The sequence below is a fragment of the Stenotrophomonas sp. CFBP 13725 genome, from assembly GCF_014841935.1.
Classification (GTDB): domain Bacteria; phylum Pseudomonadota; class Gammaproteobacteria; order Xanthomonadales; family Xanthomonadaceae; genus Stenotrophomonas.
The window spans coordinates 1-19,594 of sequence record NZ_JACYUV010000011.1 but is presented as its reverse complement, the minus strand read 5'-3'; the positions used below and the strand labels follow the sequence as shown (position 1 = coordinate 19,594).

The 19,594-nt window shown below is 66.1% G+C and carries 18 protein-coding genes; 9 read left to right on the top strand and 9 right to left on the bottom strand.

Annotated elements, in window-relative coordinates:
- Position 1: 1 nt before the first annotated feature.
- Together IFT65_RS15440 and IFT65_RS15435 are read right to left on the bottom strand one after the other, a co-directional pair.
- Positions 2 to 364, bottom strand: coding sequence for a bestrophin family ion channel (locus IFT65_RS15440; protein ID WP_249405183.1), 363 nt, complete (start codon positions 362 to 364; stop codon positions 2 to 4).
- A 126-nt stretch (positions 365 to 490) separates the two neighbouring features.
- Positions 491 to 739, bottom strand: a complete 249-nt coding sequence (locus IFT65_RS15435; protein ID WP_188325359.1) for a hypothetical protein — start codon at positions 737 to 739, stop codon at positions 491 to 493.
- A gap of 196 nt (positions 740 to 935) precedes the next feature.
- Here IFT65_RS15435 and IFT65_RS15430 point away from each other — a divergent pair, with 196 nt between their 5' ends.
- Positions 936 to 1,391, top strand: coding sequence for a hypothetical protein (locus tag IFT65_RS15430; RefSeq protein WP_188325360.1), 456 nt, complete (start codon positions 936 to 938; stop codon positions 1,389 to 1,391).
- Positions 1,392 to 1,491: 100 nt separating this feature from the next.
- Here the strand turns inward: IFT65_RS15430 and IFT65_RS15425 are convergent, their stop codons facing one another.
- From IFT65_RS15425 to IFT65_RS15415, 3 genes are all read right to left on the bottom strand, one after another.
- On the bottom strand, positions 1,492 to 3,303 hold the full coding sequence (locus tag IFT65_RS15425; RefSeq protein WP_192082163.1) for a DUF885 domain-containing protein: 1,812 nt from the start codon (positions 3,301 to 3,303) through the stop codon (positions 1,492 to 1,494).
- A gap of 147 nt (positions 3,304 to 3,450) precedes the next feature.
- Positions 3,451 to 5,676, bottom strand: coding sequence for a DPP IV N-terminal domain-containing protein (locus IFT65_RS15420; protein ID WP_192082162.1), 2,226 nt, complete (start codon positions 5,674 to 5,676; stop codon positions 3,451 to 3,453).
- A gap of 110 nt (positions 5,677 to 5,786) precedes the next feature.
- Positions 5,787 to 6,476: a glutathione binding-like protein gene (locus IFT65_RS15415; RefSeq protein WP_192082161.1), complete on the bottom strand. Its 690-nt coding sequence runs from the start codon at positions 6,474 to 6,476 to the stop codon at positions 5,787 to 5,789.
- Positions 6,477 to 6,586: 110 nt separating this feature from the next.
- On the opposite strand from IFT65_RS15415, the gene IFT65_RS15410 reads away from it, so the two are divergent.
- The 3 genes from IFT65_RS15410 (at position 6,587) to IFT65_RS15400 (ending at position 9,243) form a co-directional block, all read left to right on the top strand.
- Entirely contained in the window at positions 6,587 to 7,210 is a 624-nt protein-coding gene (locus tag IFT65_RS15410) for a TIGR00645 family protein (RefSeq protein WP_192082160.1), read from the top strand.
- A 154-nt stretch (positions 7,211 to 7,364) separates the two neighbouring features.
- Entirely contained in the window at positions 7,365 to 8,387 is a 1,023-nt protein-coding gene (locus tag IFT65_RS15405; protein WP_192082159.1) for an energy transducer TonB, read from the top strand.
- Positions 8,388 to 8,532: 145 nt separating this feature from the next.
- Positions 8,533 to 9,243 (top strand): transposase, encoded by a 711-nt coding sequence (locus IFT65_RS15400; RefSeq protein WP_192082158.1) that lies wholly within the window; start codon positions 8,533 to 8,535, stop codon positions 9,241 to 9,243.
- Positions 9,244 to 9,291: 48 nt separating this feature from the next.
- Here the strand turns inward: IFT65_RS15400 and IFT65_RS15395 are convergent, their stop codons facing one another.
- From IFT65_RS15395 to IFT65_RS15385, 3 genes are read right to left on the bottom strand one after another with little or no spacing between them, the layout of a single operon-like run.
- Complete coding sequence (locus tag IFT65_RS15395; RefSeq protein ID WP_192082157.1) at positions 9,292 to 10,476, bottom strand: ABC transporter permease; 1,185 nt, start codon at positions 10,474 to 10,476, stop codon at positions 9,292 to 9,294.
- On the bottom strand, positions 10,473 to 11,219 hold the full coding sequence (locus tag IFT65_RS15390; protein ID WP_188325369.1) for an ATP-binding cassette domain-containing protein: 747 nt from the start codon (positions 11,217 to 11,219) through the stop codon (positions 10,473 to 10,475). The genes IFT65_RS15395 and IFT65_RS15390 overlap by 4 nt, the downstream gene beginning before the upstream one ends.
- Positions 11,216 to 12,730 (bottom strand): alpha/beta fold hydrolase, encoded by a 1,515-nt coding sequence (locus IFT65_RS15385; RefSeq protein ID WP_192082156.1) that lies wholly within the window; start codon positions 12,728 to 12,730, stop codon positions 11,216 to 11,218. The genes IFT65_RS15390 and IFT65_RS15385 overlap by 4 nt, the downstream gene beginning before the upstream one ends.
- 828 nt (positions 12,731 to 13,558) lie before the next feature.
- Here IFT65_RS15385 and IFT65_RS15380 point away from each other — a divergent pair.
- The 5 genes from IFT65_RS15380 to IFT65_RS15360 all read left to right on the top strand — a co-directional run bounded on the left by IFT65_RS15380 (position 13,559) and on the right by IFT65_RS15360 (position 19,383).
- A complete protein-coding gene (locus IFT65_RS15380) occupies positions 13,559 to 14,455 on the top strand; it encodes a LysR family transcriptional regulator (RefSeq protein ID WP_192082155.1) in 897 nt (298 codons plus the stop codon).
- Positions 14,456 to 14,551: 96 nt separating this feature from the next.
- Positions 14,552 to 15,745 (top strand): CaiB/BaiF CoA-transferase family protein, encoded by a 1,194-nt coding sequence (locus IFT65_RS15375; protein WP_192082154.1) that lies wholly within the window; start codon positions 14,552 to 14,554, stop codon positions 15,743 to 15,745.
- Complete coding sequence (locus IFT65_RS15370; RefSeq protein WP_192082153.1) at positions 15,742 to 16,674, top strand: hydroxymethylglutaryl-CoA lyase; 933 nt, start codon at positions 15,742 to 15,744, stop codon at positions 16,672 to 16,674. Before IFT65_RS15375 ends, IFT65_RS15370 begins: the two co-directional genes overlap by 4 nt.
- Positions 16,675 to 16,743: 69 nt before the next feature.
- Complete coding sequence (locus IFT65_RS15365; protein WP_192082152.1) at positions 16,744 to 18,084, top strand: SLC13 family permease; 1,341 nt, start codon at positions 16,744 to 16,746, stop codon at positions 18,082 to 18,084.
- A 39-nt stretch (positions 18,085 to 18,123) separates the two neighbouring features.
- Positions 18,124 to 19,383: an OprD family outer membrane porin gene (locus IFT65_RS15360; protein ID WP_192082151.1), complete on the top strand. Its 1,260-nt coding sequence runs from the start codon at positions 18,124 to 18,126 to the stop codon at positions 19,381 to 19,383.
- On the opposite strand, the gene IFT65_RS18515 is transcribed toward IFT65_RS15360, so the two are convergent.
- On the bottom strand, positions 19,380 to 19,594 hold a 215-nt coding region (locus IFT65_RS18515; protein WP_206756814.1), incomplete at its 5' end, for a hypothetical protein. The genes IFT65_RS15360 and IFT65_RS18515 overlap by 4 nt on opposite strands.

Sequence of the window (19,594 nt, the reverse complement as noted above, 5' to 3'; positions counted from 1 at the left end):
GTCACTGCAGGCGATAGTCGCGCGGCAGCAGGGGTTCGGGTAGCGGGCGCTGGCCCAGCGCATCCAGGCGGGCCACCGAGCGCGATTCCAGAATCAACTGGCCCCATGGCTTTCGGCCCTCCCACCATCGCTCGTAACAGGCGCTGTCGCGGAAGCTCAGGTAGATCGACAGCACCAGCCCAAGCAGGGCGCAGGGTGCAGATGACACGCGCTCGATGCCCGGCACCTCGCCCAGCTCGGCCACCGCAGCGACCGCGATCGCCAGCAGCAGGATCGCCACCACTTTCGGTGCCACCGCCGGAACGATGGACCCGCGCAGGATGTAGAGAAGCTGCCAGCCGTGGGGACGTGGGCGGATGATCATCAGGAATGAGGGGCGTCGCGCGCCACAGCCGGGCGCAGGCGATGGCGCGCGCCATCAGAGGCGCCATTGTACGCCCGCCCCGACGGCGCGCTCAGCCGCTGCGACGCATCGTCGCACCTGCTGCAGTCAGACGATGCCGCCGCCCAGGCCGAGGCGGAAGATGCCGACCACGATGACGATGCCGTTGAGGATCAGGCCGGTCCAGGCACGGCCCCGTTTGCTGGGATGGGTGAACAGGATGCCGATCGCCGCGACCACCGCGCCCACTGCCGCGAACGGAATCAGGAACCAGTTGCCCCAGCCCAGCAGCGGCACCAGCGCGATGACCATCCACCCCAGTGCCACGATGCCCCACAACAGACTGATCAGTCCCATGCGCCCTCCTCGCCGATGGATTGGGCCCCACCATAGCCGGTCGCGTGGGAACCGGATAGGCCCGCCGCAGCTTGCCATCACGCTCACCACCCCGGTGCTAGCGTCGCCTCAGGGCCCCGGCGTTGGGGCCGATTCAGATCGATGGACCGATGATCCGTTCCATCCAACAGGGGTTCGAGCCATGAAGATGCACGCGATGAAAATGCGCTGGGTTGCCGCCGCCGCCGTGCTGCTGGTTGCTGCCGGCTGCGCCAGCACGTCCAAGGTGATGCTGGGCCAGGCCCGCGCACCGATCGATCCGTCACAAGTACAGGTGTATTCCACCCCGCCTGCCGGCTCGGTGGAAATCGCGCAGCTGGAGTCCTCCAGTGCAGTGGGCTTCGGCACGCAGGGCCAGACCGATGCCGCCGTGGCCCGCTTGAAGCGCGATGCCGCCGCACTGGGCGCCAATGGCGTGATCCTGATGGGCGTCGGCTCCAGCGGGTCTCCGGTGGGCATGTCGGTCGGCGCAGGCAGCTACGGTTCGCGCGTCGGCGGTGGCCTGGGTATCGGCATCCCGACCACCCAGCGCAAAGCGGCCGGCGTGGCGATCTGGGTGCCCAACCCGCAGCCCGTCCCGCGCCTGCCCGCCCAGCAGATCCCGGCCCGCTGAACAAAAAAAAGGGGACGGAGGGAGTTAAGTCGCATTTGGCCCACTCGTGGGCCAAATGCGACTTAACTCCCTCCGTCCCCTTTTTGCAGTCCCGTTTTGCTTACCGGTACTTGGGGACGAACGTTTCGTTCACTGCCTTGGCCAGCTGGTCGGGCGGCAGCAGGCCCTGGTCCAGCAGGAAGTTGTTGAAGGCCTTGCGGTCGAACTTTGCGCCCAGCGCGAGTTCGGTCTGCATGCGCAGTTCCATGATCCGGGTGTAGCCGTAGAAGTAGCTGCCGGCCTGGCCGGGCATGCGCACCATGTAGCGGTCCAGCTCCTGCGTGGCCATCGCCTTGGACAGGCCGACTTCATCGATCAGTACGCGTTCGGCGCTGGCACGGTCGATCTGGCCCAGGTTCAACATGGGGTCCAACATCGCGCGTGCGGCACGCAGCAGGCGGAACTGCAATGCGATCAGCTGCCCGTCCAGCGGCTCGTACGGCACCATCTCGGCTTCGGCATACAACGCCCAGCCTTCGACATTGACCGAATTGAACGCGAACATGGTGCGGGCCAGCGAGATGCCGCGCTCCACCATAGCGGTGAACTGCAGTTCGTGACCCGGGCGGCCTTCGTGCGCACTCAGCGTCCAGGCGGCGGAGCCAAAATTGAAGTCGTCGTACTGCGCGCCTTCGCCAGCTGCCGGATTGCCCAGCGGCAGGACGAACGTACCCTGCTGCCCGGTATTGTTGACCAACGGTGCAGGCAGGAAATGCGGCGCAGGGCTTGCTGCGCTTTCGGCGGCTGAACCCAGGCGCATCTGCATCGGCCGCTGCGGCACGTCGACGATCTTGTGCTCGTGGATCAGCGGGTCGATCGCATCGATCACCTTGCGGTAGTGGGTTTCCAGCTGGTCGTTGGGAATCTTTTCCTGCTTCAGCGCGCGGATGACGGCCACGATGTCGGCGGTATCGGCAACTTTCAGGCCCTTGGCCTGCACCACCAGCGGGGCCAACTGGCGCATCGCCGAGCGGGTTTCCATGAACTCCAGCTGCGCACGCTGCATCAGCTGCTGCGGGGCGATGTCGATGCCGACCTGCTTGAGCTGGAACGCGTACACCGGCGCGGGCAGACGCGCGTCGTCACGGGCCTTCGGCAGTACCTCGGCGCGGGTCCAGGCGGCATAGTCCTTCATCTGGCCGGCGAGGGCCTTCATCGCGTCGTCCGCGCCGGTCATCTTGTACTTCTGCAGCAGCGATTCGATGCCGCTCACGTAGGTATCCACGTTGTCGAGCGACTGCTGCACTTCGATCTTCGTCGGTTGCAGCAAGGCCTTGTTGGACAGGCGCTCTTCGTAACGCTGGCGGGCAAGCGTGGTCAGCGCCGTGCTGCCCTGCTGCAGGCCCGCGTAGGCCTTCAGGCGATCCACGGCCTTGGCCCGACGCTCGGCCGGCACCTGGTCGGACAGCAGCAGGTTGAGACCGCTGAAGATGGTCTGCGGCGCATCGCTCCACGGCAGGAAATACTGCTCGGTCAGCGCGCTGCCCTCGATGCTCTCGTTGGCCGCGCCGATCATGATCTCCAGGTCCTGACGGACGTTGGGATCTTTCTCGCCAGCCAGCTTGGCCTGCAGTTCGCCGCGCGCCTTGGTCATCGCATCGCGGTAGCGCTTGCCGTTATCCGGACCGAGGTCGGCGACTTTGTCGTCGTAGCCGGGAACGCCGAAGAAGCCGGTACTTTCCGGCTGGAATGGGCCCTGCGCGTCGAGCAGGATCTGCGCCAGCTGGTTGCTGCGTGCCACCCAGGCGGGCGCGGCAGCCGGCTTTTTCGCGGCGGCGGCGGTGGCCGCGGCGGGCGCTGCAGCGGCCGACGGAGCGCACAGCAACGGAGTGAGCCCGAGGGCCAGGGCGACGGCAAAGGCAAGCGGCTTCATCAGGCAATCCAGGTGATGGGCAATGCCTGCACCCTACGCATTCACCGGCGGCGCGGCAATCGGCCGGAGGTCACGCTCGTCGCCGTGGCCCTGTATCGCAGAAGCGGGCCGGTCCCTCTCGCCCAGCGAAAGAGACCGGCCTTGAGCTCACGGCTTCAGGCAACGCCCGAGGAAGTCTTCCGCTACCCGGTAGCGATGCAGGGCATCGGCCCCGGACAGTCCATGCTTGGCGCCCGGATAGGTCATCAGCTCGAACGGCTGGCCGCGCTTCTGCAAGGCACTCATCAGCACGGTGGAATTGCTGAAGAGCACGTTGTCGTCGGCCATGCCGTGAATCAACAACAGACGCGAGCGCAGGCCATCGATGTGCGTGAGTACGCGGGCTTCGGTGTAGCCGGCTTCGTTGCGGGTCGGCAGGTCCATGTAGCGTTCGGTGTAATGGGTGTCATACAGACCCCAGTCGGTGACCGGTGCACCGGCCACACCACACGCATAGCGGTTGGACGCCTTGGCCAGCAGCATCAGGGTCATGTAGCCGCCGTTGGACCAGCCCTGCACGCCGATCCGCGCCGGATCCACCCACGGCTGTTTCTGCAGCCATTCCACGCCGCGCAGCTGGTCGGCGACTTCGACCGTGCCCTGCTTGCCGTACAGCGCGCCACCGAAGTCACGGCCGCGACGAGGGGTGCCGCGGTTGTCCAGCGAAAACACCACGTAGCCCTGCTGGGCCAGGTATTGGTTGAACAGGTGATCGCCACGGCCCGGCCAGGCATCGGTGACCGTCTGCGATGCCGGGCCGCCGTACACGTACACCGCAACGGGGTAGCGCTTGCCGGCGTCGAAGCCTGCCGGCTTGATCACGCTGTAGTGCAGCGGCGTGCGGCCGTCGGCGGCGGTCAGCGTGCCGAATTCCACTGGCAACTGGGCATCCTTGTAGCGCGCATACGGATGCGAAGGATCGTCCAGGTCGTTGCTCACCAGCGTGGCGATCTTCTCGCCGTTCGCGCGGAACAGCTCAATCTGCGGCGGCGTGCGCGTGTTGGACCAGCTGTCCACGTACACGCTGGCGTTGCGGGCGAAACTGGCACTGTGCATGCCCGGGGCCTGCGACAGTTTCTTCAGCGCCCCCCCCTGCAGCGGCACGCTGTAGATCTGGCTCTCGCGTGACGATTCAACGCCGGCACGGAAGAACACCTGCCCTGCGGCCTCGTCCACCGCCAGCAGTTCGTCTACCGGCCAGTCGCCGTGGGTGAGCGCGTGTGCCTTGCCGGCCTTGTCGATGCGGTACAGATGCTCGAAACCGGTGCGCTCGGAAGACCACAGCAGGCTGCCATCGGCCAGGAAACGCAGGCTGTTGTGCAGCGGCACCCAGGTCTTGCTGGTTTCATGGGCCAGCACGCGCTGCGCGCCGCTGTCCAGCGCGATTTCCACCAGATCCAGCTGCCGCTGGTCGCGGCTCTGGCGCTGGAAGCTGAGATGCTTCGGGTCACGCCAGTCCACGCGTGCCAGATAGATATCCGGGTCGGTGCCCAGGTCGATCCAGCGCGGCGGCGACCCGGCTACCGGTGCGATCACGCCCAGTTGCACGCGCACGTTGGCATCGCCTGCAGCCGGGTAGCGCTGCTCGATCACATCGGTACGGTCCGGATAGACCTCGTAGCGCTTCTGCACCGGCACCGGGCTTTCGTCGATGCGGGCGAAGGCAATGGCGGAATCATCCGGTGCCCACCAGTAGCCGGTGTGGCGGTCCATCTCTTCGTCGGCGACGAACTCGGCGACACCGTTGCCGATGGTCGCGCTGCCGTCGGTGGTGAGCTGACGCTGCGCGCCGCTGGCCAGGTCGATCACCCAGAGGTTGCGCGCGCGGATGAAGCTGACGAAGCCGCCGAGGGGTGACAGCTTGGCATCGGTGGCAAAGCCTTCGCCGTGGGTAAGCTGGCGCACGGCCGCACTACCCTGTTTCTGCAGGTCATACAGGTACAGCTCGCCGCCCAGCGGGAACAGCAGGCTGCGGGCATCGGGCGACCACTGATAATCCACGATGCCGGTCATCGCGGCGATGCGCTGGCGCTCGCGGCGGGCCTTTTCTTCATCGCTCAACGTTTCAGTGCCCGGCAGCACCACCTTGGAATCGACCAGCAGGCGGGTCTGCCCGCTGGCGATGTCATACGTCCACAGGTCCAGTTGGTTGCGGTCGCTATCCTTGCCGCGCAGGAAGCTTACCTGCGACCCGTCCGGGGCGACCTTCGGCTTCATCAGCGTCGGGCCGGACAGCGGCAGCGAGCCGGTGATGGCTTCCAGGGTGAGTTTTTCTGCGTGGGCAGCGGTGGTCGTGGCGAACATCAGGGCAAGGGCAGCAAAAAGGTGGCGCATGGACGGTTCCGGTATGCAGCAACCCCAATCCTAACCCGCTGCGCCAACGGCTGCCTCGCCGGGTGCCTGGTGGTGCGCTGGGACGGGCCACGCCCCAGCGCACGATCTGCTCAGCGCTTGCCGAACAGGTGCTTGCGTCCTTCTTCGCCCATCGGCTTGCCGGCGTCCGGGTTGACCTGCTGGCGCAGGGCGTAGGCGCGCTGGGTGGCGGGCCGTGCGGCAATGGCCTGCTGCCAGCGGTGCAGGTTCGGGAACGCGGCATAGTCGGGCGGCAGCTTGTCGTATGGCCCGATCCACGGGTAGCTGGCCATGTCGGCGATGCTGTATTCGCTACCTGCCAGCCACTCGTGCTGCGCCAGCCGCTTGTCCATCACCCCGTGCAGGCGGGTGACTTCATTGCCATAGCGTTCGATGGCATACGGAATCTTCTCAGGCGCATAGACGGTGAAGTGTCCCATCTGCCCGCTCATCGGCCCCAGCCCGGCCATCTGCCAGAACAACCACTCCAGGGTCTCCACGCGCTCACGGGCGTCGCGCGACAGGAAGGTGCCGGTCTTTTCCGCGAGGTACAGCAGGATCGCGCCGGATTCGAACACGCTCAGCGGTGCGCCGCCGCCGGCGGGTGCGTTGTCGACGATGGCCGGCATCTTGTTGTTCGGCGAGATCGCCAGGAACTCCGGCTTGAACTGGTCGCCGGCCCCGATGTTGACCGGATGGATGCGGTACTCCAGCCCGGCCTCTTCGAGGAACAGGGTGACCTTGTGGCCATTCGGGGTGGGCCAGTAATACAGATCGATCATGGCAGTGGCACTCGGCGAGGATGTCCACCGAGTGTAGAACGCGCACTGGCTTGGCACCGTCATCGTGGGCCAGTACTCTGCGCGCTCTCCTGCAACGCAGCATGCCGTCCATGACTCCTCCGTACCGCCCCAACCCGCTGTCCACGCTGATCTTCGCCTCGCGCTGGCTGCAGCTGCCGCTGTACCTGGGCCTGATCGTTGCCCAGGGCGTCTACGTGTTCCTGTTCGGCAAGGAGCTGTGGCACCTGATCATGGAAGCAGGCCATCTCGGCGAACAGCAGATCATGCTGATCGTGCTGGGCCTGATCGACGTCGTCATGATCTCCAACCTGCTGGTGATGGTGATCGTCGGCGGTTACGAAACCTTCGTCTCGCGCCTGCGCCTGGAAGGCCACCCGGACCAGCCGGAGTGGCTGAGCCACGTCAACGCCAGCGTGCTGAAAGTGAAGCTGGCGCTGTCGATCATCGGCATCTCGTCGATCCACCTGCTGAAGACGTTCATCGCCGCCGGCGCACTGGATGGCCTGCCGTTGTGTCCGCCGGAGCTGATGAACGCCGCTGCGTCTGCCGCCAACATCGGCGCCGCCCGGTGCTCGACCCTGACCTCGACCGGCGTGCTGTGGCAGACCATCATCCATGCCGTATTCATCCTGTCTGCGATCGGTATCGCCTGGACCGACAAGCTGATGAACAGCGGCAATGAGCCTGCCAAGGATGCGCACCGAGCGCACTGAAGGGAACGGCGGCACGTACCCCTGCCCCATCACGGGCACGGGATGCTAGATTGCATCCCTGAGTGAATCTGCCGGCGGCGTCGGGAAACGCCGCCGGCCATCGCCTGGGACCAGTGCCGGGCTTTTCGTACCGTCGTATTCAAGGGGAAGTTGGATGTCGTACGTCAGCAAATCCGTGGTTGTCCGTGCGCGCCTGCTGGCGCCTGCCTTCCTGCTGATGGGCTTGGCGGCCTGTTCCGGCAAGGACGAAACCGCCGCGCCTGCGGCCGATGCCGCCAAGCCCGCTGCCGCCACGCCGACCGCGCCCGTGGCGCCGCCTGCGGTGTCCAGCAAGGTACAGGCGATGGGCAGCGAAGAACTGCGTGAATCGGCCAGCCAGGCACTGCGCGAAAACCGCATGTACGCGCCGGCCGGTGACAACGCCATCGAGTACTACCTGGCGCTGCGCGACAAGACCCCGGACGACGCCTCGGTGAAGAGCGCGCTGACCGACCTGCTGCCTTACACCCTGATCGCCGCCGAGCAGAATCTGGCACGCGAAGATTTCGAAGAAGGCCAGCGGCTGATCGCGCTGATCGAGAAAGTCGATCCGAAGGCGCCGGCACTGCCGCGCCTGAAGCAGGGCATCACCCGCGGCGTGGAAGTGGCCGCGCAGCGCACCACGGAAGAAACCGACCGGGTGAAGCGTGAAGCCGAGGCCAAGACCAAGCAGTTGGCCGAGCAGCAGAAGCTGGCCGAACAGCGCACCCGTGAGGCCGCCGCTGCGCAGCAGATCGCCGCGCAGCAGCCCGTCGCTGCACCGGCGGCAGCGCCCGCACCGACCCCGGCAGCGGCCGCAGCGGACACCGCCCGTCGCGAGGCCGAGCAGCGCCAGCAGCAGGCTGCCGCGCAGGCCGCTGCCGCCGCTCGCCAGACCGCTGCCCCCACGCTGCGCCCGGTCAGCACGCCGGCCCCGCGCTACCCGGCCGACGCCCTGCGTTCGAACACGTCCGGCGAAGTATTGGTGGAAATCACCGTAGGCACCGACGGCTCGGTGACCAGTGCGCGCGTGCTGCGCGCCACACCGGCCCGCACCTTCGACCGCGAAGCCCTGAGCGCCGTAAAGCGCTGGCGCTTCGAACCCGTGGCCGCCCCGGTCACCACCCGCCGCACCCTCGCCTTCAGCCCCGGCAACTAAAAAAGGGGACGGAGGGGATTAAGTCGTAATCCCCTCCCTGTGCAGCGCGCGCCATGCCGCGACGGCCTGGTGCGCTGTGCGCTGATACGGATGGGCGACACCGCGGGTCATGCTGTGCTTCCAGCCTGCCTGGAGTGCCCCGCTGATGCCTCGCCATGCCCGTCTGTTGGTCCCCGGCCTGCCTTTCCACGTCGTCCAGCGCGGCGTCAACAAAGGCGCGATATTCTTCGACGATCAGGACCGTGAGCACTTCCTCCGCGTCCTGCACAAAGCGTTCGTAAAATACGGCGTCGCCCTGCACGCCTATGTGCTGATGGGGAACCATGTGCATCTGCTGGCCACGCCACGCGCGGAAAACTCGCTCGCCTTCGCGATGCGTGCGTTGGGCAACGGGTACGTGCAGGCCTTCAATCAGCGCCACGGGCGTTGCGGCCCGCTGTGGCAGGGGCGTTTCCACTCGAGCCTGATCGATCACGACCGATATCTGCTGGCGGTGTACCGCTACATCGAGCTCAATCCGGTGCGGGCGGGGCTGGTGGACCGTGCCGAGCAGCATCGCTGGTCAAGCGTGCACGGCAACCTGGGGCTGCGGCGCGATCCGTTGCTGGTGGCACATCCTGCCTACCGAGCGCTGGGCGAGACGCCGACGGAGATAACCTCGCGCTACCACACGTTCCTGCAGGACAGCCACGCACAGGACGATGCGGCCACCATCCGCCAGCACGAACGCAGGCAGTCGCCGCTGGGGGATGAGCGCTTCCTGGAGATGCTGCGCGAAACGCTGGGCCAGTCGGTCGCAATGCGGTGTCCCGGCCGCCCTCGCAAAGAGGGCCTGCACGGTACAGGGGCGCGATGAGAAGACGGAGGGAGTCGAAAACGACTTAATCCCCTCCGTCCCCTTTTTTCAGCCGGAGATCGCGAGGCGTTCCTGCTGGTAGCGGCGGACGGCGGCGTACCAGAGCAGGGCGGCGAGGCCGACGTTGGCGCCGAGGTAGATCGCCCAGATGGTGGGGCTGATGTGCTCGTGGCGGATCACCTTCAGCAGCATCTGGTTCTGCGACAGGAACGGTACGGCGTACTGCCAGAGCACGCTTTTCAGCGGGTACACCATCAGCGCGTAGCTGGGCAGCATCGGCAACAGCATCAGCCAGGTCATGTGGCTCTGCGCCTCTTTCATGCTCTTGGAGGCCGCCGACAGGAAGGTCAGCAGCGAGGTGCCGATCAGCAGCATCGGCAGCATCACCAACAGCATCTGCAGCATCGATCCGAGTCCCATGTTGAGCTGGCGGCCGACGCTGCTGTCCGACAGCTGGGCGCTGATCTTGAACGCGGCCAATGTCAGCAGCAGGGAGACCAGTCCGACCGCACACGCGGCGGCGATCTTGCCGCTGACGATGGCGCTGCGCTTGGCCGGCGTGGCCAGCAGCGGTTCCAAGGATTGCCGCTCGCGCTCGCCGGCGGTGGTATCCATGACCAGGTAGGCGCCGCCAAGGAAGGAGGTGATCGTCAACAGCAGCGGCAGCAGCATCGACAGCATCATGCCCTGCTTGGCTTCGGTCGATGCCATGTCCTGCGAGGCGACGTCCAGCGGACGTGCAACCTGGGCGTCGATACCACGCGCCATCAAGCGCAGCGCGCCGACCTGGCCGTTGTAGGTCTGCAGGGCCGCCTTCAACCGGGCCGTCGGCACATCGGCGGCACGCCGCGTGCTGTCCTGCAGGATCTCCACCAGTGCCGGACGGCCATCGCGCCAGCGCTCATCGAACTCATCGCTGATGCGCAGCGCCACGTCGATGCGCTGGTCGGAAATCGCCTGGTTGAGGTCCTTCGGCGCGTCGGTTGCATTGAGCCCCTGGGCGGCGAGGAAGCGCACCAGATTCGGCGCGTTCTGTGCGCCGATGGTCGGGATGTCCAGGGGTTGATCTATCTGCGACTTGACCCGGCTTTCGGCGAGTTTGCCCATGCCGAGGATCAGGATCGGGTACAGCAGCGGACCCAACAGCAGGGTCAGCGCCAGCGTGCGTCGATCACGCGAGAGGTCGCGCAGTTCCTTGCGCATCACGGTGAACAACGTGGACATGATGCTCATGCGTGCAGGCCCTCTTCGGTGCCGATCAGTTTGACGAAGGCGTCCTCCAGGTTGCTCTCGCCCGCCTGTTCGCGCAGTTCATCGGCACTGCCGGCGGCCATCACCGTGCCCTTGGCGATGATCACGATGCGATCGCACAGCGCGGCGACCTCCTGCATGATGTGGCTGGAGAAGATCACGCAGCGACCTTCGTCGCGCAGGCCGTGCAGGAAGCGGCGCATGGCCCGGGTGGTCATCACGTCCAGGCCATTGGTCGGCTCGTCCAGGATGACGTTGCGCGGGTCATGCACCAGCGCGCGGGCGATGGCGGTCTTGGTGCGCTGGCCCTGCGAAAAGCCATCCGTCTGCCGGTCCAGGATGTCAGCCATGTCCAGTGCGCGCGACAGCGCCTCGGTGCGCTGGGCGATGGTGCCAGCATCCAGCCCATGCAGTTCACCGAAATAGGCGATGTTCTCGCGCGCGGTCAGCCGCTTGTAGACGCCGCGCGCATCGGGCAGCACGCCCAGTCGGCGGCGCACTTCCGTCGCATCGACATTCGCATCGATGCCATCGACGGTGACACGGCCCTGGTCCGGGCTCATCAAGGTGTACAGCATGCGCATGGTGGTGGTCTTGCCTGCGCCGTTCGGGCCGAGCAGGCCGGTGATGCGGCCATCCTCGGCACGGAAGCTGACGTCCTGCACCGCTTGGATGCGGCCGGTCTTGGTATTGAATGCCTTGTGCAGGCCCTCTGCGACGATCATGGTTCCCATCCGTTGAACGAGGTGAACGCCGGCACGTGGCTCAGCGCGTCCAGACAGCCGGCATCTACTGCCTTGGCGTCTGCCGTTTCGATGTACTGCGCCACCACCCGCGGCATGCAGCCTGCGTTGAGGGTGCCGTGGCCCTGGCCGCGGGCGACGATATGGTGGCCATTGGGCAAGCCTTTCAGCACCTGCTCCGCATAGCGCGGCGGCGTCACCGGGTCCAGCTCGCCCGACAGCAGCAGCACGGATGCGTCACTCTTCAGCGGTACGGCACTGTCGGCCGGGGCCTTGTCGTGGGGCCAGGCTTGGCAGGCAGCGAAGAACATGCCGGCCACGTGCGGGCCGAGCAGTCGATCGCTCTGTGCAGCGGGCTGGAAGCGCGGCGCGTCTTCGCTGCAGATCACCGACCACTGCATGCCGCGGTTGATCTGCAGGTCGACCGCGCGCGATGCATTGCGGCTGAGTGCGGCCAGTGGCGCATACCGCCCGTGCGCGGCCTCATCCAGCACGACCGGCAGCAAGGATGACAGCTCCGGCATGTAGGAGAACGCAAACGCCAGCCCGATCACGCTGTCTGGACTGAGCACGTCCTGCCGCGCTTCGGCGGTGGCCGGATCCCGGTAGTCCACCGTCACCGGTGCTGCGGCAAGCGCATCCATCACCGTGCGCAGCTGCGTGCGCGTATTGACCGGGAAGCGCTTGGCGCAGGCCGCGTCTTTGATGCACTGCGCGGACTGCAGGATGATCGCGTCTTCGAAGGTGTTGGCGAAATCACCGCCGACCACCAGATCGTTGGGCACCACGCCGTCGATGACCACGCTGCGGACGTGCTGCGGGTAGCGGGCGAGATAGTGCTGTGCCACACGGGTGCCGTAGGAGCCGCCGACGAGGTTCAGCTGCTGCGCGCCAAGCGCCTTGCGCGCCGCGTCCAGATCGTCAATGGCCTGCGAGGTGGTGTAGAAGCGCGGGTCCGCGCGGCCCTGCAGCGACGCAGCACACCGGCCGGCGTAAGCGCGGACGTTGGCTTCGGTAGGTTCGGCCTTCTCGTCCATCGGCAGCTCTTTGCCGTCGGCACCCAGGCAGCTCAGCGGATTGGAGCCACCGGTGCCCCGCTGATCGACCAGGAAGATGTCGCGTTGCTTGCCCACCAGGCGCAGCGCGGTGCTGACGGGCAGCGCGACCTCGCTGGCCGCCTGCCCCGGGCCGCCGGCAATGAAGAACACCGGATCCGGCAGGCCGGTAGCGTTGTTGTCCGCCGGCAACCAGGCAATGCGCAGGTCGATCCGGCGGCCGTCCGGCGCAGCCGGATTCTCCGCAACCGACAAGGTGCCGCACTGGGCTTCGACATTGGCCGAGGCCACCGAGCCGCTCAACGTGCAGGGCTTGAACTCGATCTGCCCGTAGTGGCGTCCGGTACCGTCGCCGTCGCCCGCGGAGGGCGGCGCGCTGCAGGACGCGCACAGGACACTGGCCAACACCCCGGCCAGTTTCAGGTGGATTCTGGACATCTTCCTTGCTTCCCCTTGCTGATGGTCATGCAAACGGGACGGGGCCCGGTCGCGGATGTGACCAAGTTACACCGAAGGGTGGCAGCGCCGCGATGGGCGGTGGCGGCGAGATGCGGCGTTTCAATGGGTTTGGGTTTGGGTTTGGGTTTGGGTTTGGGTTTGGGTTTGGGTTTGGGTTTGGGTTTGGATCTGGGTTTGGGTTTGGACTTGGATCTGGACGCTGATTTGGCTTCGGACGCGGCGTTGGCTCTGCATTCGGCTTCGGACGTCTCGTTGGCTCTGCATTCGGCTTCGGACGTGGACCTGGCTTCGGACGTTGACTTGGCCTTGGCCTTGGCATTGGAACTGGCCTTGGCTTTGGACTTGGACTTGGACTTGGACTTGGACTTGGCTTTGGCTTTGGCTTTGGCCTTGGACTTGGACTTGGACTTGGTAGAGCCGACTTCAGTCGGCTGCGGTAAGAAGAGCAGCCGACTGAAGTCGGCTCTACCCTGAGATATTTTCCCGCGCATTTCCCCATGCGTTCCCGTGCATTCCGCGGCCATTTCCCCGTTCGTTCCCCGTGCATCCCCCACGCATTCCGCGGTCATTCCCCCGTGCATTCCGCGGGCATTTCGCCGTGAATACCCCATGCATTCCCGTGCATTCCGCGGTTATCCTCCCCCGGCACATTTCGCGGGCATTCCCCATGCATTTCTCGGAATTTCTCGGAATTTCTCGGCCATTCCGCGAGCGTTCCTCGAGCATCCACCCGTGCCACGGGCAGCGCAGCGGTGCGCCGTACAATGTCAGTTCGCCTGCAGCAGGATCCTTCCCATCAGCCAGCCGATGTCCATCGATCGGATCAGCCTCACCACCTTGCGGTTGTTCGTCGCGGTGGCCGAAGAGGGATCACTGACCCGCGCGGCCGAGCGCGAAGCCATCGCCACGTCCGCCGCCAGCCGTCGCCTGAACGATCTGGAAAGCGGGCTGGACGTTGCCCTGTTCACCCGCAACTCGCGCGGCATGCAGCTCACCCTGGCCGGCGAGAGCCTGCTGCAGCACGCGCGCCGCATGCTGCTGGCCGCGGCAGCATTGTCGTCGGAGCTGCTGGAGTACCGCCGTGGCATCCGCGGGCACATCCGCATGTTGGCCAACCTGTCGGCCATCGTGGCTTACCTGCCGGAAGAGCTGGAGCAGTTCTTCCTGACCCATCCGGACCTGCGCATCGAGCTCGAAGAGCGGCCTACCGGCGGCGTGGTGCGCGGCATCCAGGAAGGGTGGGCGGAGATCGGCGTGTGCTCCGGCGATGGCGAACTGGGAGAGCTGACCGCGCTGCCGTTCCGCCGCGATCGGCTGGTCATGCTGATGCGCCCGGACCACCCCCTGGCGGGCGGGGGTCCGCTCGCGTTCGCCGATACGCTGGGCTACGACCAGATCGCGCTGCATGCGGAGAGTTCCATCTTCACCCGTTCGCAGATGGCCGCACGTGATGCGGGCAGGGCGTTGCGACGGCGCATCCACGTGCCGGGTTTCGATGCGATCTGCCGCACGGTGCAGGCCGGCCTGGGCATCGGCGTGGTGCCGGAGCCCGTGTTCGCCCTGTTTGGGCGGGCGATGAACCTGCACATCGAGCCGCTCACCGACGGGTGGGCCCAGCGTGAGCTGAAACTCGTCTGGCGCGGCGATCGGCCCCTGTCCACCGCCGCCCAACAGCTGGTGGAGCACCTTCGACTAAAGGCGTAGGCGTTCGCGATATGCGAACGCTTTTTCGTCAGAAAGGCATGGCGCCGCCTGCCTCAGCGACCTACCCTGCGGACCTGCTTCCTGGGAGGGTTGATGATGTCCGGTCCATTGCATGGCATCCGTGTTGTTGAATTCGGAACACTGATCGCAGCGCCGTTCGCCGCGCGCCTGTTCGCGGAATTCGGCGCGGACGTGATCAAGATCGAGTCGCCCGAGGGCGGCGACCCCTTGCGCAAATGGCGCAAGCTGCATGGCGATACCTCGCTGTGGTGGTCGCTGCAGGCACGCAACAAGAAGTCCGTCGCGCTGGACCTGAAGTCCGTCGAAGGCGCCGAGGCCGCACGTCAGCTCGCAGCGAGTGCCGACGTGGTGATCGAGAACTTCCGTCCCGGCGGCCTGGAAAAGCTGGGCCTTGGCTGGGACGTGCTGTCCGCGCTGAACCCCGACCTGATCATGGTGCGCATCTCCGGCTACGGCCAGGATGGCCCCTACCGCGATCGGCCGGGCTTTGGTGCGATCGGCGAAGCGATGGGCGGCATCCGCTACACCACTGGCGATCCGAGTACACCGCCCGCCCGCGTGGGGATCAGCCTGGGCGATTCGCTTGCATCGCTGCATGGGGTGATGGGCGCACTGATGGCCCTGCTGCGGGTGAAGACCGGGCAAGGCCGTGGCCAGGTGGTCGATGTGTCGCTGGTGGAAAGCGTGTTCAACCTGATGGAAAGCCTGGTGCCGGAACATGCGATGTTCGGCACGGTACGTGAGCGCACCGGCGGCGCGCTGCCTGGTATCAGCCCCTCCAACACCTACCCGACGGCCGATGGCAGCTTCGTGGTGATCGCCGGCAACAGCGATCCGATTTTTCGCCGTTTCATGCAGGCCATCGGCCGCCATGATCTGGCTGCGGATGCCGCACTGGCCACCAATCCCGGCCGCGTGCTGCGCAACGCGGAGCTGGACGCGGCGATCACCCACTGGACCAGCGGCCTGCACATCGATGCCGTGCTGGCGGCATTGGACGCGGCCGACGTGCCGGCCGGACGCATCTATTCGGCCGCCGACATCGTCGCCGACCCGCACTACCGTGCACGCGGGATGCTGCTGGAAACCACCCTGCCCGACGGCCAGCCGATCACCCTGCCGGGCATCGTGCCGAAGTTGTCTGAAACGCCGGGGCAGATGCACTGGACCGGCCCGGCGCTGGGTGAACACACCGATCAGGTCCTGACGGAACTGGGTATGGCCGCCGATGCCATCGCCGCCGCCAGTGGCCGGGGAGTACGCGCATGACCGCCGACCGCCGCTTGATCGTGCAGGAAGTCTGCCTGCGCGATGGCCTGCAGATTGAACCGGTGTTCGTCCCCACCGCAGAAAAGATCCGCCTGGGTGACGCCTTCAGTGCGCTGGGCTTCGAACGCATCGAGGTCAGCAGCTTTGTTTCACCGAAGGCCGTGCCGGCCCTTGCCGATGCGGCCGAGGTGTTCGCCGGCCTGCAGCGCGCTTCGGGAACCGTCTACGTGGCGCTGGTGCCGAACCTGAAAGGTGCCGAGCGCGCGCTTGCCGCCGGTGCGGACGAGCTCAACCTGGTGATGTCCGCCGGCCAGACCCATAACCTGGCCAACATGCGCATGACCACCGAGGAAAGCTTCGCCGGCTTCGCGCAGATCGCCGCGTTGCCGCGGGGCGAGACACGGCTCAATGGCACCGTGGCCACCGCGTTCGGGTGCCCGTTCGACGGCGACCAGCCGGTGCCGAAGGTGCTCGATCTGGTCCGCCGCTACCTTGACCTGGGCTGCACCGGCATCACGCTGGCCGACACCACGGGCATGGCCAATCCACGCCAGGTGGCCACCTTGGTGGAGCAGGCCTTGAAGCTGGTCGCGGCCGATGCGTTGACCCTGCATTTCCACAACACCCGCGGGTTGGGACTGGCCAATGTGATCGCCGCCTTCGATGCCGGCGCACAGCGCTTCGATGCCGCACTGGGTGGGCTGGGCGGCTGCCCGTTCGCCCCCGGTGCGTCGGGCAACATCTGTACCGAAGACCTGGTCGCGATGTGCGAAGAGATGGGGATTGCAACCGGGTTGGACCTGCCCGCGCTGATCACCCTGTCGCGCGGCTTGCCTGCGCTGGTAGGCCACGACACCGCCGGCCAGGTGGCCAAGGCAGGACGCGTGCGCGACCTGCATCCGGCTCCACCGGGACTGCGCGCCGCGTAACCCTTTCGAACTTTCACAGCGGGCCACGGCTCCGCTCTACAGAACACGCTTCATTCCTGGGAGGGAATCATGCACGAGTGGTTTGTGCTGGCGAACGCCATGTTCGCCATCCTGTTGATCGTCCTGTTGATCATCTACTTCAAGGTCAACCCGATGATCGCGCTGATCGCCGGCCCGCTGTATCTGGGCCTGTCATCCGGGCTGGGGTTCGGCCCGACCATCGAGGCGATCACCGACGGCTTCGGCGACCTGATGGGCAAGATCGGCCTGCTGATCGGCTTCGGCGTGATGATCGGCGCCTTCCTGCACCGCATGGGGGCCTTCCAGCAGGTGGTGCGCCTGCTGGTCCGTACCTTCAAGCCCACGCAGATGCCGTATGCGTTCGCCACGATCCTGACGTCCATCTTCCCGCCGATCTACACCGACGTGCTGCTGTTGATGTCCGCGCCACTGGCACGTGCCACCGCCAAGCGCATGGGCGGCGACGCGCTACCGAAGATGGCCGGTGCGGTCGGCGTGGGTATCTACCTCGCACTGACCATGGTGGTGCCGGGCGTGGCCGCGCTGGCGCTGTCGGCGGTGCTGGACGTGGAGCTGGGGACGATGCTGCTGGTCGGCCTGGCGATTGCGGTCCCGACCGTGTTCCTGACCTTGTGGGGGTTCCACTTCCTGCTGCGTCGCGGGTTCTGGAATCCAGACACCGATGAACTGCCCGATGACCAGGCACCGGCCGTGGTCGCCGCCGAGATCAAGGACGAAGACAACGCGGTACCGCTGAAGCTGTCGCTGCTGCCGATCATCGTGCCGCTGCTGATGATCGCCACCGGCGCACTGGATCGTGCACTGGGCCTGGACATCCCGGCGCTGGCAGCCGTGGGCAACTCGACGTTCGCGCTGTTCTGCGGCCTGGTGCTGGCCTTCGTCATCGCCCGCTTCACTGTCCCTGCGCATGACCGCAGTGGTGCGGTGACCGATGCGTTCAAGGAAAGCGGTCAGATCCTGCTGCTGACCGGCGTGGCCGGCTCGTTGTCCGCGGTGGTCGCCACCACCGGGTTGGGCGACATCCTGTCGGGCTACTTCAGCGCCAACTCGGCCGCACCGCTGTTGCTGGTGTGGGTGGTGGCCGCCATCCTGCACATCGCGATCGGCTCGGTATCCGCCTCGGCAATCACCGCCGCCAGCATGCTGGCCCCGGCGCTGCATTCGCTGGACGTGCCACCGGTGCTGGTCGCCTTGGCGGCAGGCTCCGGGTCGCTGTTCCTGGTGCATGTCACCAGCAACACGTTCTGGCTGATGCAGACCACCTTCGGCATGACCCTGCGCGGCACGCTGAAGACCTTGAGCCTGCCGGTGTCACTGGCCTCGGTGGTATCGCTGCTGCTGATCCTGGTGGCCAGCGCGCTGTTCTGATCCGTTCTTCCATCTGTGTACGGCGGAGGGGCCGGACTCATGAAACTTGCACGCACTTCTTCATTCATCTGCCTCGGGCTGGCCAGTGCTTCGGCACTGGCCGCCGATGGCCAAGGTTTCCTGGCCGGCGCGAGCGCCGACCTGACCGCAACCAACTTCTATTACAACCGTGATTTCCGCAGTGGCAGTGGCCAGGGCAAGCGCGAGGAATGGGCGCAGGGCTTCCTGCTGGACGCGCGCAGCGGCTATACGCCGGGCGTGATCGGTTTCGGCATCGACGTGCTGGGGCTGGCCGATTTCAAACTGGATGGCCTGCAGTCTGAAGTCGGCACCGGCATCCTGCCCTACGACGAAGACGGCGCACGCTCGGCGTTCGGCCGCATCGCCGTGACCGGCAAGGCGAAGGCCGGACCTGCCGAGCTGCGCGTGGGCAGCCACATCGCCTCGGACCTGCTGCTGAAATCCAATACCAGCCGCCTGCTGCCGCAGACCTTCGAGGGTGCGACGCTGGGCGCCCGTTGGGGCAACGGTCTGGAACTGGGCTATTCGCGCTTCGACCGTTCCTGGTATCGCGACGGCACCGAGCGCGTGGACCTGACCATCACCAACAAGGACCGCCGTTTCAGCGGGACCCCGGATTCAGAGGGCTTCCAGTTGTTCAGCGCTTCGTGGGCCCCGAATGACCGCTTCAAACTGCACGTCGAGCATGGCGAACTGCTGGACCTGTACCGCCAGCAGGTTGCCTCGGTGCAGTTCAAGCAGCCGCTGCCGCTGGGCAAGCTGAGCACCGAAGTGCGCTACTACGTGTCAGATGACGTGGGTCCTGCGCTGGCCGGTGTGATCGACAACCGGGCGCTCAACGGACTGGTGGCGTGGCAGCACGCCGGCCAGGAATTCGCGGTCATGTGGCAGGACATGCGTGGCGACACGGCGATGCCGTTCGTCGGCGGCACCGATGGCAACGTGTTCAACTGGACGTTCATCAACGACTTCATGGAACGCGACGAACGCAGCTGGCAGCTGCGGTACCAACTGGACGGCAAGCAGATCAACGTGCCCGGCCTGAAGTTCCTGCTGCGCTACGTGAAAGGCGACAACGCGCGCCCGGCCACCTTCGCGGGCGAGGGCCGGCAATGGCAGCGTGATTTTGAAATCGGCTATACCTTCCAGAGCGAGGCGCTGAAGCACCTGTCGATCCGCTGGCGCAACGGATTCTTCCGGTCGAACTACCAGCGCGATGCCGAAGAAAACCGCGTGATGGTGGTGTACGACGTACCGCTGTGGGCGGGCCAGGGCTAGAAGCGCGAAGCAACGGCAACAGCAACAGCAACGGCAACAGCAAGGGCAACAGCAAGGGCAACAGCAAGGGCAACAGCAAGGGCAACAGCAACGGCCTGCAGGGCTGTGTGTTGGGCGGGGCGGGGTGGGTTGCCGGGGGACGGCAAAAACTGCGTCCTGCGTGCCTTGTTTCGCGCCATCCATGGCGGGGTCCACGTCATCGCATTCGCGC